At 53.3% G+C, this 16061-nt stretch carries 12 protein-coding genes; 11 read left to right on the top strand and 1 reads right to left on the bottom strand.

Annotation, left to right across the window (positions count from 1 at the left end; genetic code table 11):
- The first annotated feature begins 23 nt into the window (after positions 1 to 23).
- From RSX24_RS02560 to RSX24_RS02510, 11 genes are all read left to right on the top strand, one after another.
- A complete protein-coding gene (locus tag RSX24_RS02560; RefSeq protein ID WP_236417954.1) occupies positions 24 to 902 on the top strand; it encodes a carbohydrate ABC transporter permease in 879 nt (292 codons plus the stop codon).
- Between the two features lie 37 nt (positions 903 to 939).
- The gene (locus RSX24_RS02555; protein ID WP_339277333.1) at positions 940 to 2016 is read left to right on the top strand and encodes a glycoside hydrolase family 53 protein; all 1077 of its coding nucleotides are present in this window, start codon (positions 940 to 942) and stop codon (positions 2014 to 2016) included.
- A gap of 42 nt (positions 2017 to 2058) precedes the next feature.
- The gene (locus RSX24_RS02550; protein ID WP_290371469.1) at positions 2059 to 4131 is read left to right on the top strand and encodes a beta-galactosidase; all 2073 of its coding nucleotides are present in this window, start codon (positions 2059 to 2061) and stop codon (positions 4129 to 4131) included.
- 172 nt (positions 4132 to 4303) lie between these two features.
- A complete protein-coding gene (locus RSX24_RS02545; RefSeq protein ID WP_343259578.1) occupies positions 4304 to 5746 on the top strand; it encodes an NAD-dependent malic enzyme in 1443 nt (480 codons plus the stop codon).
- The gene (locus RSX24_RS02540) at positions 5746 to 6468 is read left to right on the top strand and encodes an HD domain-containing protein (protein WP_343259577.1); all 723 of its coding nucleotides are present in this window, start codon (positions 5746 to 5748) and stop codon (positions 6466 to 6468) included. Before RSX24_RS02545 ends, RSX24_RS02540 begins: the two co-directional genes overlap by 1 nt.
- Before the next feature lie 231 nt (positions 6469 to 6699).
- Positions 6700 to 7767, top strand: a complete 1068-nt coding sequence (locus RSX24_RS02535; protein WP_236417947.1) for an FUSC family protein — start codon at positions 6700 to 6702, stop codon at positions 7765 to 7767.
- Between the two features lie 87 nt (positions 7768 to 7854).
- On the top strand, positions 7855 to 8310 hold the full coding sequence (locus RSX24_RS02530) for a pyridoxamine 5'-phosphate oxidase family protein (RefSeq protein WP_343259576.1): 456 nt from the start codon (positions 7855 to 7857) through the stop codon (positions 8308 to 8310).
- A gap of 292 nt (positions 8311 to 8602) precedes the next feature.
- Positions 8603 to 10978: an RNA polymerase recycling motor HelD gene (helD, locus tag RSX24_RS02525; protein ID WP_343259575.1), complete on the top strand. Its 2376-nt coding sequence runs from the start codon at positions 8603 to 8605 to the stop codon at positions 10976 to 10978.
- Between the two features lie 175 nt (positions 10979 to 11153).
- A complete protein-coding gene (locus RSX24_RS02520; RefSeq protein WP_343259574.1) occupies positions 11154 to 11513 on the top strand; it encodes a hypothetical protein in 360 nt (119 codons plus the stop codon).
- Between the two features lie 165 nt (positions 11514 to 11678).
- Positions 11679 to 13520 (top strand): adenine deaminase, encoded by a 1842-nt coding sequence (locus RSX24_RS02515; protein WP_343259573.1) that lies wholly within the window; start codon positions 11679 to 11681, stop codon positions 13518 to 13520.
- Between the two features lie 437 nt (positions 13521 to 13957).
- Positions 13958 to 14887 carry a hypothetical protein gene (locus tag RSX24_RS02510; RefSeq protein ID WP_236417936.1) on the top strand — a complete coding sequence of 310 codons (930 nt, stop codon included), beginning with the start codon at positions 13958 to 13960 and terminating at the stop codon, positions 14885 to 14887.
- A 96-nt stretch (positions 14888 to 14983) separates the two neighbouring features.
- Here the strand turns inward: RSX24_RS02510 and RSX24_RS02505 are convergent, their stop codons facing one another.
- A complete protein-coding gene (locus RSX24_RS02505; RefSeq protein WP_236417935.1) occupies positions 14984 to 15898 on the bottom strand; it encodes a helix-turn-helix domain-containing protein in 915 nt (304 codons plus the stop codon).
- Positions 15899 to 16061 lie beyond the last annotated feature (163 nt).

Raw genomic sequence — 16061 nt, 5'->3', positions numbered from 1 at the left:
GAACAGAGAAAGAAGGGACTACGATGTATCATAAATCAACGCCGTACCGCGTGTTCAGCATAGTCAATACTTGCTTCCTGATCCTGCTCGCCATCATGTGCATCATTCCGCTCATCCACGTGCTGGCCGTATCGTTCAGCACGAAGGCGGCAGCGGATGCGAACCTGGTAAGCCTCTGGCCGGTCGGATTCTCGCTGGAAGCGTACAAAAAAACGATGAACAATCCGATTTTCCTCAACTCGCTCTGGATTTCGCTGCTCCGCACGGTGGTAGGCACGGGGATCACGCTCCTCATTACCTTTTTGGCAGCTTATCCCCTGTCGAAGGAAAATAGTGAATTTAAAGGAAGAACGATCTATTCATGGCTGTTTGTTTTCAGTATGATTTTCAATGGAGGACTGGTACCGTTCTACATGGTCATCCAGAAGATCGGCCTGATGAACTCCTTCTGGGTTCTGGTACTTCCCGGCGCCGTTAACACGTTCCTCGTCATCCTGATGCTGAACTTTTTCCGGGGCATCCCGAAAGAGCTGGAAGAAGCGGCACTGATCGATGGCGCGAATCATTTCCGGACGCTGTTCAGCATCTTCCTGCCAATCTCCATGCCGTCCATTGCGACGATTGCGCTGTTCAGCATGGTATTCCACTGGAATTCCTGGTTCGACGGATTGCTCTACCTGAACAACGCCAAAGATTATCCGCTCGCGACCTTCCTGCAGACGGTGATCATCGGACGGGACATGAGCACGATGAGCATGGATCCGAAGGAGATGGATGCGATCTCGCAAACGACCGTGCGCGCAGCGCAAATTTTCATCGGAAGCGCGCCGATCCTGATCGTGTATCCGTTCCTGCAGCGTTTCTTTGTTAAAGGCATGACCCTGGGCTCAGTGAAAGGCTGAGCCCGGTATTTCCGAAAATGCGATGGAGGTTGATGAAGTGAGTAACCACAAGGAACAGCCGTTCATTCTTGGCATGGACGTGTCTTTCATGGACGAAATCGAACAGCACGGCGGCAGTTACAGCGACGTGGACGGCAAAGAACAGGATCTGCTGTCCATCCTGAAATTGAATGACGCCAATGCAATCCGTTTGCGGATCTGGAATGATCCTGTCGGCGGTTATTGCAACCTGGAACGCACGGTGGAGATCGCAAAGCGCATCAAGGCGCACGGCCTGCATTTCCTGCTGGATTTCCACTATTCGGATCGCTGGGCGGACCCGGCCAACCAATGGAAGCCGAAGGCATGGGAAAGCTTGTCCTATGAGGAGCTGCAGCGGGCAGTATGCACGTACACGGCCGATGTGCTGAACACGCTGAAGGATAATGGCGCCCTGCCGGACATGGTGCAGGTCGGCAACGAGATCACGCCCGGCATGCTCTGGAACGAAGGCCGTGTTGGCGGAGAAGAGAACGATACCGATGAGCAATGGGAGCGGTTTGCCGGTCTTGTGAAGTACGGCATCGCGGCAGTGAAGTCGGTGGACGCGAACATTCAGGTCATGATTCATATCGACCGCGGGGGAGACAATGCCGAGAGCGTGAAGTTTTATGACCGTTTCGAGCAGCTTGGCGTGGAATTCGACGTCATCGGCCTCTCGTTCTATCCATGGTGGCACGGCACGCTGGAGGCATTGCGCGATAACCTGCACGACCTGGCCGCGCGTTACGGCAAACCGATTAACGTGGTTGAAACCGCTTATCCTTGGACGCTGGAGCAGCCGGAAGGGCACGAATGGATCTTCAATCAGGAAGAGATGCTGCTGCCAGGATATCCCGCAACGGTGGAAGGACAGCGCAAATACTTGCAGGACTTCCTGCAAATCATCCGCGACGTGCCGGGCGGGCTGGGAGCCGGATTCTATTATTGGGAGCCAGCCTGGATTCCGAGCAAACCGGATTGGTCCGTGGGACATCCGAACAATTGGGGCAACCTGACGATGTTTGATTTCAAAGGACGCAAGCTGGAATCGTTCTCGGCGTTATCGACCGTACGCGAACAGCCAGCGACGTAATCGTGGGCAACATCAAGAAACGCGAAAAGGAGAGTTGTACTCATGACATATAAATATTCACCCGCAAGTTCCAAAGTGCCGCATATGCTGCATGGTGCCGATTATAATCCAGAGCAGTGGCTTCGTTATCCCGAGGTGCTTGAAGAAGACATCCGTCTGATGAAGCTGGCCAAATGCAACGTCATGTCCATCGGTATCTTCTCATGGGTTTCCCTTGAGCCGGAGGAAGGGGTTTATACGTTTGAATGGCTGGACCGTATTTTGGATGCGTTTGCAGCGGAAGGCATTTATGCCTTTTTGGCTACGCCGAGCGGAGCGAGACCGGCCTGGATGTCGGCGAAATATCCTGAAGTGCTGCGGGTAGGGGCTAACCGCGTGCGCAATTTGCACGGTTTCCGGCATAACCACTGTTATACTTCCCCGGTATACCGGGAAAAAGTGAACCAAATGAATACCAGGCTGGCTGAGCGGTATGCCGATCATCCGGCTGTCATTGGATGGCATATTTCCAACGAGTACGGCGGGGACTGCCACTGCGATCATTGTCAGGAAGCATTCCGCGGCTGGGTGCAAAAGAAATACGGCACGCTGGACGAATTGAATCACGCCTGGTGGACGACATTTTGGAGCCACACGATCACGGATTGGAGCCAGGTTGAATCCCCTGCGCCGCACGGGGAAACCCAAGTGCATGCGATGAATCTGGATTGGCGCCGCTTCGTGACGGATCAAACCGCCGATTTCATCGTGCATGAGACCAAGCCGCTCAAAGCGAAAAATCCGAACCTGCCGGTAACGACCAACCTGATGGAGTTCTATGAAGGGCTTAACTATTGGAAGTTTGCCGACATTCTTGATGTCCTGTCCTGGGACAGCTACCCGACGTGGCATGATGCCGACGATGATGCCAAGCAGGCCGCGCGCATCGGCATGATGCATGATATCGTGCGTTCCATCAAGGGAGGGCAGCCATTCCTGCTCATGGAGAGCACCCCGAGTTCCACCAACTGGCAGGATGTCAGCAAACTGAAACGCCCCGGCATGCATCTTCTATCCTCCTTGCAGGCGGTAGCGCACGGTTCGGACAGCGTGCAGTACTTCCAGTGGAGAAAAAGCCGCGGCTCCAGCGAGAAGCTGCATGGCGCGGTCGTGGATCATGCCGGGCATGAGCATACCCGCGTGTTCAAGGATGTCTCGGATGTGGGCACCGTGCTGGAAGGCATGGATGCCATCGTCGGAACGTCCGTGCCGGCAGAAGTTGCCATCATTTTCGATTGGGAGAATCGTTGGGCCGTCAAAGATTCCCAAGGTCCGCGCAACATTGGCGTGAAGTACGAGGAAACGGTGCAGAGCCACTATGAAGCGTTTTGGAAAAAAGGCGTGGCGGTCGACGTGATCGACATGAATGCCGACCTGTCCAAGTACAAGCTGTTGATCGCGCCAATGCTGTACCTGATGCGGGAAGGCGTAGGAGAGCGAATCGAACGGTTCGTGGAGAACGGAGGCACGTTCGTGGCCACGTATTGGTCCGGCATCGTCAACGAGAACGATCTTTGCTTCCTGGGTGGATTCCCGGGCCCGCTTCGCAAAACGCTCGGCATCTGGTCGGAGGAAATCGACGGCTTGCACGATCGCGACCGGAACGGGATGACCCCGCTGGAAGGAAACGAACTGGGGCTGGACGCATCGTACGATGCGGTGGAATTGTGCGACCTTATTCACCTCGAAGGTGCGGAGGCGCTCGGAACATATCGCTCGGATTTCTACGCGGGCAGACCGGCATTGACGGTCAACCGTCTGGGCTCCGGCAAGGCGTATTACATCGCGGCCCGTTTCACGGAACCGTTCCATGACGATTTCTACGGCAGGCTCATCCGTGACCTGAACATCGAGAAGGCATTGGATACCGAGCTTCCGGCCGGAGTAACGGCCCATGTGAGAACCGACGGCACGGCAGACTACGTCTTTGTACAGAATTACACGCCTGACAGCAAACAGGTCGGGTTGGGCAGCCTGTCTTATACCGACTTGTTGACCGATGAACCGGTGGAATCCAATCTGGAATTGAAACCATACGACATTTGCGTTTTGCGCAGAGCCGCGGAGCGTGTCTAAGCACGCTTCTCCCGGCAGCCCTGCATGTCCTTCACCGGATGTGCAGGGTTTTTGCATGTTCTCTGTTACATGGACCACTTTTTCGGGAAGGATAAAGGAAAAGGGCGGCTATGCATCGAAATGAAAACGGGTAGCAATATAACTCAAGACATTCGGTCTGGGAGGAATAGACATGAATCAGAGAAATCTGGACGGCAACAGCATGATTATTCGGCTGGAAATGACAACAAAGGACATCAAGTTTGGCGAAGTGGCTTCGGCCATCTCGGAATCTGGGGGCGACATCATTGCCATTGACGTCATTTCGACCAATCAGGATGTCACCGTACGCGATCTTACGGTTGCGGTGACGGACGCTCAGGATAACCAAAAAATCATTGAAGGGGTACGCCAGCTCAAGGGCGTCTCCATCATTAACGTATCGGATCGCACGTTCCTGCTGCATCTGGGCGGCAAGATTGAAGTCACGCCAAAAACGCCGATTCATAACCGGGAGGATCTGTCGAGGGTGTATACGCCTGACGTGGCGCGTGTATGTACCGCGATTTCCGAAGAGCCCGGCAAGGCTTTTTCGCTAACCATCAAAAGAAATACGGTTGCCGTAGTTTCCGACGGCAGCGCCGTACTGGGACTGGGCAATATCGGGCCAAAGGCCGCCATGCCGGTCATGGAAGGCAAAGCGATGCTGTTCAAACAGTTTGCTGGAGTGGACGCGTTCCCGATCTGTCTGGATACCCAGGATACCGAAGAGATCATTCGTACTGTGAAAGCGATATCACCCGCGTTCGGCGGCATTAATCTCGAGGATATCTCCTCGCCGCGCTGTTTTGAAATCGAGCGCCGTTTGAACGAGGAGCTGGACATTCCGGTATTCCACGATGACCAGCATGGCACGGCAGTGGTGTTATACGCAGGTTTGATCAATGCCTTGAAGCTGGTCGGCAAATCGATCGAGGACGTGAAAATCGTCGTATGCGGCATCGGTGCGGCCGGCGTGGCATGCAGCAATATCCTGCTCTCGGCGGGAGCGACCAGGCTGATCGGCGTGGACCGCGAAGGAGCCCTGGTGCGCACGCAAACTTACGAAAGCGATGTTTGGAACGATTATGCCGCCAGGACGAATCCCGAACTGGTGACAGGGTCTCTGCAAGAGGCGATTCGCGGAGCCGACGTGTTTATCGGTTTGTCCCGAGGCAACCTGCTGACGCGGGAGGACGTGCAGACGATGGCCACAGACCCGATCGTGTTTGCCATGGCCAATCCCGTGCCGGAAGTCATGCCTGCGCTGGTCGAGGATATTGTGGCGGTTATGGCGACGGGGCGCTCCGATTATCCGAACCAGATCAACAACGTGCTTTGCTTCCCGGGCATGTTCCGGGCGGTGTTGGATTGCCGTGCGTCGGAAATCAACGAAGAGATGAAGCTCGCCGCGGCCCAGGCGATCGCCTCATCCATTTCGGATGAAGAGCGGAACCGTTACTACATCATTCCAAGCGTATTCAACGACAAAGTGGTGAAATCCATCCGCCGCCGGGTCGTGGAAGCGGCCGTAAATACGGGCGTGGCCCGGCGCGTACCGCGTGAACAGGCCCGCGAAGACAAGGAGCGGGAATGATGGACGAGGCATCGAGGAACCTTCCGGTCCCGGGCTTGGAGTCCTCTGCGAATGGAGAGAAGGACGAAACATCGGCAAGGGAAGCCGTGCTTCAAGCCGCTCGAACCTTCGTCCAAGGCGATACAGCAGGCAATGCCGACGGCCATGATTGGCCGCATGTAGAGCGGGTAACGGCGCTTGCGGTCGAACTTGCGCACCGCGAAGGAGCGGATCCGTACATTTGCGAGCTGGCCGCCCTGCTCCATGACGTGCCTGACGAAAAGTTGAACGAGAGCCTGGAGGCAGGCATGGCGAAACTGAATGCCTGGCTGGACCTGCAGCCGCTCGAACCGGGCGTAAAGGAAGCGGTGCTGAGCATCATCCGCACGATTTCCTTCGCTGGGGGCGATCGTGTTCCGGTCAGCTCGCTGGAAGCACAGGTCGTCCAGGACGCCGATCGGCTTGATGCTCTCGGCGCGATCGGCATTGCCCGCACGTTTGCATTTGCGGGTGCCCGCGGCCGCGAAATGTATGATCCTTCCCTGCCGCCGCGGGAGAGCATGACGCGGGAGGAATATCGGAACGGGCGCAGCACCACGATCAATCATTTTTACGAAAAACTGTTCAAGCTGAAGGATCGAATGAATACGGCGGTCGGCAAAGAACTGGCACAGCAGCGCCATGACTTCATGGTTCAGTTCGTGGAACGGTTCAAGCAGGAATGGGAGGGCATCGTTCCCTAGTCCTCACCGGAAAACGGGGGGAGATGGCCTGACATGAGACAATCCTCGGTGCTTGCGACGAGCAGGCGGCGGGGATTGTTTGCGTTGCAAGATCAGGAATGGCATCTCTGTGCCTTCCATGATAAAATAAATCTTTCTCTTGAACTTGTCAGGCAAAAAAAGAAATATGGGGTAATAATGATAATGATCATCCAACGAACACAACCGGAACCTGGAAAAGGAGGGGCTTAGATGTCTTTTGGTGCGCGCGTGCTCAAAACGGGTATCGCGGTGACGCTGGCCTTGTACCTGAGCAGCTTATTCCTGAACCCGCAATCCCCGGTTCCCGCCGCGATCGCGGCCATCTTTGCCATGCAGCCGTCCATCTACAGATCGTGGAAATACTTCCTGGACCAGCTGCAAACGACGACGCTCGGAGCCATCGTTGCTCTGATTGGCGGCATGGTGTTATCCAATGAACCGATCGCGGTCGGTCTGATCATCGTGCTGGTCATCATGATCTGTTTGAAATTGAACATGGGAGAAACGGTGGGGCTCACGCTGGTCACCGTCGTTTCCATTATGGAGGCTTCGGGAGACTGGCACTTTGCGCTTAATCGGTTCCTGTTGACACTGGTGGGCATCATTTCGGCTTTTTTGATTAACATTATGGTTTTTCCGCCCAAGCCCAAGGTGCAGTTTGTGAAACAGATCCAAAGCGTATTCAACAACATGTCTCTTCTCCTGCGGACATCCATTTCCGATGAGATCAAGGAAGCGGTTTTTCGCGATCAGAAGAACGAATTAGGGGCAGCCATCAAGTCGCTATCCGACAAATACAATCTGTTCGAGGAAGAGCAGAAGAAGATGAAACGACCGAAATTCAGCGAAACCCGCCAAATGGTCGTTTATAAACAGATGCTGCTTAGTCTGCAAAAGGGATACGACGTCCTGGATTCGGTCGAGCGCCATTACTTTCAAGCACAGCGCACGCCGGAAATGGACCAGTTCTTCGATAACCATTTGGAACGCGTTATCAAGTTTCACGAGCATGCGCTGCTTAAGTTTGAGGACAAGCTGAAGCCCAACGACGAAGAAGCAGCCCAATTCAATGAGGACAACGACCGTTTCATGGAGCAGGCGATTTCCCGTTTCGACGTGAAACAGGAAGGCATGCTGAGACTGTCCATCGCTGCGGCTGCAATCTACGATTACGGCTACCAGCTTGAACGGCTCAACCGGCTTGCGGAGCATGTACACAGTGCAGCCGACGACAAGGAGTCTCATGACCATTTGCTGAATTGGCTGAGATGGCCGTAGTGGATTGCACCAAGGAACAAACAACCTGGCCCAGCAGCGGTGCCCAGGTTGTTTTTGCAAATCAACCGAAGAGAGGGAAGTATGATTATGCATGAACTTAACAGCGAATTGGCGGAGTGGCTGAACGGGCGGAATTTGGAAGGCAAACAGCACGAAGCAATGCAATTGCTGACCGTATCCCCGGAAGGCTGGGCACACCAGGCGATGGTCAGCGTCGGCGAAGTCGTGGCATTGGGCCCGGACCGGATCAGATTGGCCTTATGGCCAGGCACGCAGACCAGCCAAAACATGCATCATACGGGAAAGGCGGGCCTGGTGTTGGTATTGAACGGAGAATTGATACATATAAAGCTTGAGGTTGAGCCGCTTCCCCGGCTGAAGAATGCCCGCCATCCGCGAGACCGATTCGAAGCAAAGATAACGCAAGTCAAAGTGGATAAGGCTCCCTATGCGGAGATTACGTCCGGTATCACGTTTGAATTAAAGAACGTGGACGAAGGAGTTTCGCGCTGGAAAGAAACCGTTGAAGAGCTTCGGCAGTAGAATGCAGGAAACGCAGCAGGCTATATTTCAATTCGATGCGGATTATAATAGGAAGGCGTGGTCGGAGCAGAAACGGGAGGTTGAGGCTTTGTGGCGATCATCAACGAGAACGAAAGCAAAAATAACGTCTCCGCTTGCAACGGGACGTTGTGGCTGGTACAATAAAAAAACGACGCATGAATTAGAATTAATTCACAAAATACCAAAATAATTACTTTATTAATTTGACTATAACATGGCATTTTCAGATTGTCAAATTGCCATATTGGGGGATAAAGGGGCGTATGGACAAATGAGTGCAGATCGGCAGTGGCTTGAGGAGCAGCAGCGCGTAGACAGCGTGACGAAGCAGATCGAACGGAAAATTGCGGCGCTTGAACAGGAGGTAAGCACCTTCCGGGAAGAAGTCGTTGAGATGAGAAAGGATTTCTGGGACGAGGTTACGATGAACTTCAGCGAGGCGGACGATGTCGGGGAAACGTCGACGAGCATGCGGCAGCAATCGCAGGTCCTCTCCGACCGGGAGCGGAGCCACCTGAACACGGCAGCTTCCCTCAGCAAAATGAAACGGCTGCATTACTCCCCGTATTTCGGCCGCATCGATTTTACGGAGACCGGTTATTCGGATACAGAAAAGGTTTACCTCGGGATCGCCTCCATGTTGGATGAGAAAGAGGAGAACTTCATCATCTACGACTGGCGCGCGCCGATTTCCAATCTGTATTACGATGGCGCTCCAGGACCGGCCGCATACCACACGCCGGGCGGAGAGATTCGCGGCACTATTGAAATGAAGCGGCAGTTCGTCATTCGGGACGGGCGCATTCGTTTTATGTTTGACACGGGAGTCACGATCGGTGATGAACTGCTGCAGGCCGTGCTGAGTCGAACGTCCGATGCGCAGATGAAAAGCATCGTGGCCACGATTCAACGGGAGCAGAACCGGATCATCCGCAATGACCGGGCTCGCATGTTAATCGTGCAGGGAGCGGCAGGCAGCGGCAAAACGTCGGCCGCCCTGCAGCGGGTAGCCTATTTGCTGTACAAATACCGGGAGCATTTGCGGGCAGACCAGATGGTTCTTTTTTCGCCGAATCCGATGTTCAACAGCTATGTGTCGACGGTACTGCCCGAGCTTGGAGAAGAAAACATGCTGCAGACCACCTTCCAGGAGTACCTGGAGCGGAGGCTCGGCAAAGAATATCAATTGGAGGATCCGTTCATCCAGCTGGAATACGTACTGACGGCGACGGCCGACCCGGGATATGCGGCGCGCATGTCAGGGATCCGTTTTAAATCGTCGGAGTCGTTCCTGAACGTTATTACAAAATACAAGGACGGTTTGATGAATGGCGGCATGAAGTTCAAACCTGTGCGTTTTCAGGGACAGGTCGTCGTTCCCGCAGAGGCGATGCTTGAGAAATTTTACAGTTTCGAGCCGTCCGTCAAACTGGTCAGCAGACTGGAGCTGCTGCGCGATTGGATGCTCAAGGAGTTATCGACGTTCGGCAAACGGCAGTTGGAAGCGGATTGGGTCGATCAGCAGCTCGATGTGATGGATGCAGAGGATTTGCAGAAAGCCTATCAACGCCTGAAACGTAAACAAAAAGGCAAGGTGGACAGTTTCGACGATTTCGAACAGGAACGCGGCATTTTGGCACGCATGGTCGTAAGCGACCGGCTGAAACCGCTGCGCAAATGGATCAAAGCGCTTCGTTTCGTTGACGTCCGCCAAATGTATGCACACCTGTTCCAGGACCAGGCGCTGATGACGCGTTTGTTGGAAGGAGAAGCGCTGCCGTCTCACTGGCAGGACATTTGCGATGTGACGCTGGGCAGGCTGAAGGTTCAGGAGCTGGCCTATGAGGACATTACGCCGTACCTGTATCTGCGGGAATTGCTGCTTGGATTTCACATTAATTCCGCCATCCGTCACGTCATCATCGACGAAGCGCAGGATTACTCGGCCTTCCAGCTTGCATTCATGAAACGTTTGTTTCCGCGTTCGAAATTTACGGCACTCGGCGACTTCAACCAGGCCATCTATGCGCACTCTTCCGTGCTTAAGGGGACGGGGCCGCTGACAAAGCTATACGGACCTGAAGAGACTGAACTCATTGAGCTGACGCGGAGTTACCGGTCAACGCGCGAGATCGTGGAGTTCACGAAAGGAATGATTCCCGGCGGGGAAGAGATCGTGCCGTTTAACCGTGCCGGAGACAAACCGAAAGTGGTTGTAACTTCTTCGGCACAAGAACATATCGACGCCATGACAAAGGATATCGAGGGCCTGGTGAAGGAAGGCTTCGAGACCGTTGCCGTTATATGCAAAACTGCTGAGGAGAGCAAAAAAGTGCACGAGGCTTTAAGCAAAAGGCTGGAGCAGGCACCCAAGCTCATCAAAAAAACGACGCTTTCCTTTGAGCAGGGCGTACACGTTATTCCAGCGTATCTCGCCAAAGGCGTCGAGTTCGACGCCGTGCTTATTCACGACGCCTCTGCCCGCAGATACGGCCAGGAGCATGAGCGCAAGCTGTTCTATACGGCATGCACGCGGGCGATGCATTTGCTGCATGTGTACTGCAAAGGCGAGCCCAGCCCGTTCATTACTTCCCAGCCGGCAGAGCTGTATGCGATGGCAGATGTCCCCATGGCCCAAACGGAGTAAAACGTTGATATGACCCGGCAGACGAATGAATCCTTCGACTGGTATTAATGATTACCGGCTTCCGTACTCTGGGTACGGGAGCTTTTGCTTATGTGCATCGTACAGCCCTTGCACGGTTTCATTGCTGCATATATGCTCGGATGGAAACAGAAACGAACGAAAGAGGAGGATGAACGTGGATTACGCAAACGTCACTTACACATTGGAAAGCAATGGGATCAAATATCAAAATGAGGACATGAATGCTTCATTGTTCGACGAACTCATCACGAACTTAGACTTGATGGACTATCTGGTGCTTGTGCCGTCACAACCTATAGATAAGAGCATCTATTTACAGGCTGCGACCACGGATAATCCGGAGGAATTCGTCGTAGAAGTGCGATTCGTATTCGATGACGAAAGATTCGAACATTACAGTTACATATCTGAGGATCCTCGTAAAGTTATAGCGATTTTCCTGGACTATTGGGGACTGCAAAAGCTGCCGAATCTGGGCGATTGGCAGGATATTACGGAACACTTTCTAACATAGGCATGTCGGAGAAATACCAATCATTGTTTTGGTTCATCATATTTGCCGTGCATTTTATCATCAAAAACAAATCAAGTGAGGGTTCTTTACACCCAGGATGCGGACTCTTATAATCGTAACAATATACTTTTTTGCAGGGCGTACTGGAACAGAGGAGGATGGAAATTGAAAAAAACACGTTTTGAGCGGGGGCCATTGGCAGATTGCGTACCCGACCTGGTTGCGACGGCGCGGGGAGATTTGCCAGCGACGCTGGTCATTCGCGGGGGCACGCTGGTAAACGTCATTTCGGGCGAAATTTTACCGGGCATGTCCGTTGCGATTCAAGGCGCACGTATTGCCTATGTGGGCAAAGATGTCAGCCATGCAATCGGCGAGCATACCCGAATTATTGAAGCAGAGGGACGATATATTGCGCCTGGATTGTTGGATGGGCATTGCCATATTGAAAGCACGCAAATGAAGGTATCCGAATTTGCAAGAGCGGTGCTGCCATCCGGGACGACGGGCGGATTCTTCGATCCGCACGAAATTTCCAACGTACTTGGCTTGAAAGGGCTGCGCATGATGCTGGACGAGGCACGGACAACGCCGCTGGCTGCCTATTTGCAAGTGGCTTCCTGCGTGCCTTCCACCCATCCGGGTCTGGAAACGACAGGGGCGTACATCGGGCCGGAGGAGGTTGCCGAGGCCCTCTCATGGGGGCCTGACATGATTGGCCTGGGGGAAGTCATGAACTTTCCGGGGGTCGTCTACGGCGACGACACGATGCTTGGCGAAATTCAGGCCACGCTGCGCGCAGGCAAAGTGGCCGATGGCCATTTTACGTGGGCAGCGGATGACTGGCGTCTTCCTGCTTATGCGGCAAGCGGGGTTTCGGGGGATCACGAGTGCGTGACGAAGGAAGACGTGGTTGAACGGCTGCGTCTGGGCATGTATGCAAAAATGCGCCAAGGATCGGCCTGGCATGACGTTGCCGAAACGATCAAAGCCTGTACCGAGCTGGGGCTTGATACACGCCGCATGCTGCTTGTCACTGATGACCGGAGTTCGGAGTCCTTGCTCAAGGAGGGCCATATGGATTTCGTTGTGCGTCTGGCCATCTCCCAAGGGGTGAAGCCGGTGACCGCGTTCCAGATGGCGACGATCAACACAGCCGAGAGGTTTGGGGTGGCCCGCGATATCGGCGCCGTCATTCCCGGAAATATGGCGGACATCATTTTGCTGGACGGAAGGCTGGCCGACGTTCGGGTCGGCATGACCATTGCAGCGGGCCAGATCGTTGCCGAGCATGGAAAAATGACGGCAGCATGGGAGCCATTCATCTATCCGGACGAAGCACTGAACACGGTAAAGCTGAATCCGGATCTTCAGCCGGGTGACATGGCTTTGGCCGCACCGATTGCCGAAGGCACCATTGCTGCCAAAGTCATTCAAGTGACCGAAAATCATGTGGATACGAAAGAGAAGCTTGCCCACGTTGAAGTAAAGCAGGGGCTTGTGCAGGTCCCGACCGATGGTGACGTATGCAAGATTGCCGTGCTCGAACGGCATAAGCAATCAGGCAACCGCGCGGTTGCGCTTGTAGGAGGCATTGGTTTTAAGAAACCGGCTGCCATTGCCATGACCGTTGCGCATGATAGCCACAATCTGCTCATCATCGGCAATGACGATGCACTGATGGCAGAGGCAGGAAACAGGGTGATCGGCATGCAGGGCGGCGTCGCCGTGGTGTCGGCATCGGGCAGCACGGAGTTTCCGCTGCGGATAGCCGGCCTGATGTCGACCGAGCCTTTCGAGCAAGTGGCTGCACAGTCCGAAGCCGTCAGCGAGGCGCTGCAATCGGCAGGCTGCACGCTGAACAATGCCTTTATGACGCTGTCCCTGCTGGCACTAGTCGTCATTCCCGAGCTGCGTTTGTCCGACAAAGGACTTGTTCGGATCTCGTCGGAAGGCATTGAACAGGTATCCCTGTTTGAGGAGGTCAACGAGGTAAAGGCTCAATGAAGCGGTTTGTATGACCCTGAGGTGTGATCGCGTCCAACGCGAACAGGACGTAACCATTGAACTGGAGATATGTTGCCACAAAAAAACCTTGCGCTGCATTGCGCAAGGTTTTTTTGCATGTCAATTTCCATGTCCATGAGGCGAACGTTTACAAGTTTTGTAACTCCTTATTAGAAGAAATCCAGCATGGAATCCGCTCGTCTCTCATCATATGGCTAAAATTCCAGTCCCAAAAATAGGGTCTAAAGAACTATTAATACAGAAGTGTGAACGCCCGAAATATGTTTAAGTGATTCTTTTGTCGTGCGTCTATAAGGTGGTATTGCATATATAAGAAATGCAATAAAGTCCTATATTCGCAGAGGTTCCATGAGCCGGGAGCAGCACATGATCTCCCTGATCGGCAGAGGAGTTAACAAGCAAGGGAGTGTTCAAACATGAAAAAAAACCGGGGTCGTCGTTTTATGTTGTTGTTCAGCAGTCTCTTTCTTCTCATTGGCGCGTCGTGTTCGACGCCAAGCGTCATCGCGGAGAGCTCTCCGGGGGAAATTCCCACGGTGCAGGGAACAGTTCAGAAGGAGGGACCCATAAGGGCAACCTGGTTATGGGATACGATGCAGATCGTCGATCACACCGAAAGCATCTTGCAATTTGCGGCAGCCCATCAAATCAGCGCCATTTATTTGCAAATCAACAGGGACGTGAAATTGCCTTATTATAAGGAATTCATCCGCAAAGCAGGTGAACAGGGCGTTGTCGTAGATATTATGGATGGACGTCCTGCATGGGGGCTGAGCGAAAACGTGAATCAGATTGCAGCTTTTTTGGATTGGATAGAGGCGTACCAGTCCCAAGCGGAAGCCGATGAACGGTTTGCCGGAATCCACCTGGATATCGAGCCGCATGTGCTTCCCGAATGGAAGACCGACCAGGAACGGGTCATTTCGGAATGGCAGGGCAATGTGCGTTATATCATGAACCGGGCGGCGAAAATGAACATGCCTGTGGCGGCCGATTTACCTTTCTGGCTGGATAACTACAAGATTCCGGGATCGGACATGGCCGTCAGCAGCTGGATGATCCGCCAATACGATGCCGTGACCATCATGGCATATCGGGATACGGCGAAGGCCATCTTCGATGTGGCCAAGACCGAGCTCGCCGAATCGGCCGCGCTGGGCAAAAAGCTTTCGATCGCCGTCGAGACGAAACAGAGCAAAGAAGGCCAGTTCATAACGTTTTACGAGGAAGGCAAAGCATACATGGAGAGCCAGCTGAAGCTGGTAGAAAGCATGGCAAAAGGCTACGATTCCTACTCGGGCATATCGGTGCATGAGTATAGCGCATGGAAATCGTTGATCCCTTAATGCGTGCTTAAAGCTGTTTAGGCGCAAAAATGAGGAAGGATCCCGGCAAGTCCGGAATGCTTCCTTTTTCGTTTGTTCTGTTGCCATCTCGGCGTTTCAAATCGGAAGGGGCTCCATGGCCAGTTTTTCATAGAAGAGCTTGCGATATTGGGACGGCGTAATGTTTTTGTGTTTTTTGAAGGTCGTGATGAAATAACTCAGGTGCTCGAACCCGACGTCCATGGCGATATCGACGATTTTGTGGTCGGTGTTCTCCAATTGGTAACAGGCCTGCTGCACACGGTAATAATTGATGTAATCGACAGGGCTCTTCTGTACCATCTGTTTGAAAAAGCGGCAGAAATGCCCTTCGCTCATGTTGGCTTCGTCAGCCAGCTCTTTCAGCTTGAGCGGTTCCGGATAACGGCGGTGGATGTATCCGAGCACGGATTTCAACCGCTCGATTTTGTCATGGCTGCCGGTCGGGACTGCGCTTTTGAGCGGAGCAGGCTTCATATGCTCGAACATGCGGGCGAAAATCAGATACAGCAATGCTTTGGTCGTCATTTCGCAAGTGTCGGATCCTTGCTCATGCTCGGCAAAAATCCGCTGCAAGTAAAGGAGAATCTCCTGGCCCCACGCCTCATCGGACTTGATATGACAGGGAGGGACGAGCGTTTTGTGCATCAGCGGGCCAATGAACTTCTCCTGAACGGCATCGAACGTGCGGCTGCCGAGCAGCTCCGGGTTAAAGACGATGGAAGAAAACACGCATGGATCCTCGCCCTTGAGGTAGCCTGCATGAATTTCGCCGCGATTGACAAAGATGGCTTCCCCGGCTTGAACTTCAACCGTATTCATATCGATCTGAAAGACGGCGCTTCCCTGAATCATCATCGTAAATTCCATTTCGTCATGCCAGTGGCAGTCAAGAATGCTGTCCCCGTTCAACTGCTGAATATCCGGATAGACGCTGACAGGATACATGGCATTGCCGTGAATGCGGTCCTCCCGCAATCGTTCTCTTTCCATAGAGAAGGCCCCCTCATTTCAGTATTAATGTAATCGTTTCCATTGTTTGGGCATCATGTGGCGGAAATGATCATCAAATATCAAAATCGTGATATATTTGGTCAAAATATGATAAGAAAACACGCTTTAATATCAATATTATTATAGTATAACCAAAGGGGGT

It is taken from the genome of Paenibacillus hubeiensis, from assembly GCF_032334105.1.
Taxonomy (GTDB): Bacteria; Bacillota; Bacilli; order Paenibacillales; family Paenibacillaceae; genus Paenibacillus; species Paenibacillus hubeiensis.
The sequence above is the reverse complement of the archived record's forward strand: the minus strand, read 5'-3'. Positions and strand labels throughout refer to the sequence as shown.

Excerpts from the sequence above, each read along its gene's own strand:
- RSX24_RS02535 (WP_236417947.1), top strand. The coding sequence starts at position 6,700 with ATGTCTTTTGGTGCGCGCGTGCTCAAAACGGGTATCGCGGTGACGCTG.
- RSX24_RS02510 (WP_236417936.1), top strand. The coding sequence starts at position 13,958 with ATGAAAAAAAACCGGGGTCGTCGTTTTATGTTGTTGTTCAGCAGTCTC.
- RSX24_RS02545 (WP_343259578.1), top strand. The coding sequence starts at position 4,304 with ATGAATCAGAGAAATCTGGACGGCAACAGCATGATTATTCGGCTGGAA.
- RSX24_RS02550 (WP_290371469.1), top strand. The coding sequence starts at position 2,059 with ATGACATATAAATATTCACCCGCAAGTTCCAAAGTGCCGCATATGCTG.
- RSX24_RS02505 (WP_236417935.1), bottom strand. The coding sequence starts at position 15,898 with ATGGAAAGAGAACGATTGCGGGAGGACCGCATTCACGGCAATGCCATG.
- RSX24_RS02560 (WP_236417954.1), top strand. The coding sequence starts at position 24 with ATGTATCATAAATCAACGCCGTACCGCGTGTTCAGCATAGTCAATACT.
- RSX24_RS02540 (WP_343259577.1), top strand. The coding sequence starts at position 5,746 with ATGGACGAGGCATCGAGGAACCTTCCGGTCCCGGGCTTGGAGTCCTCT.
- RSX24_RS02530 (WP_343259576.1), top strand. The coding sequence starts at position 7,855 with ATGCATGAACTTAACAGCGAATTGGCGGAGTGGCTGAACGGGCGGAAT.
- helD (WP_343259575.1), top strand. The coding sequence starts at position 8,603 with ATGAGTGCAGATCGGCAGTGGCTTGAGGAGCAGCAGCGCGTAGACAGC.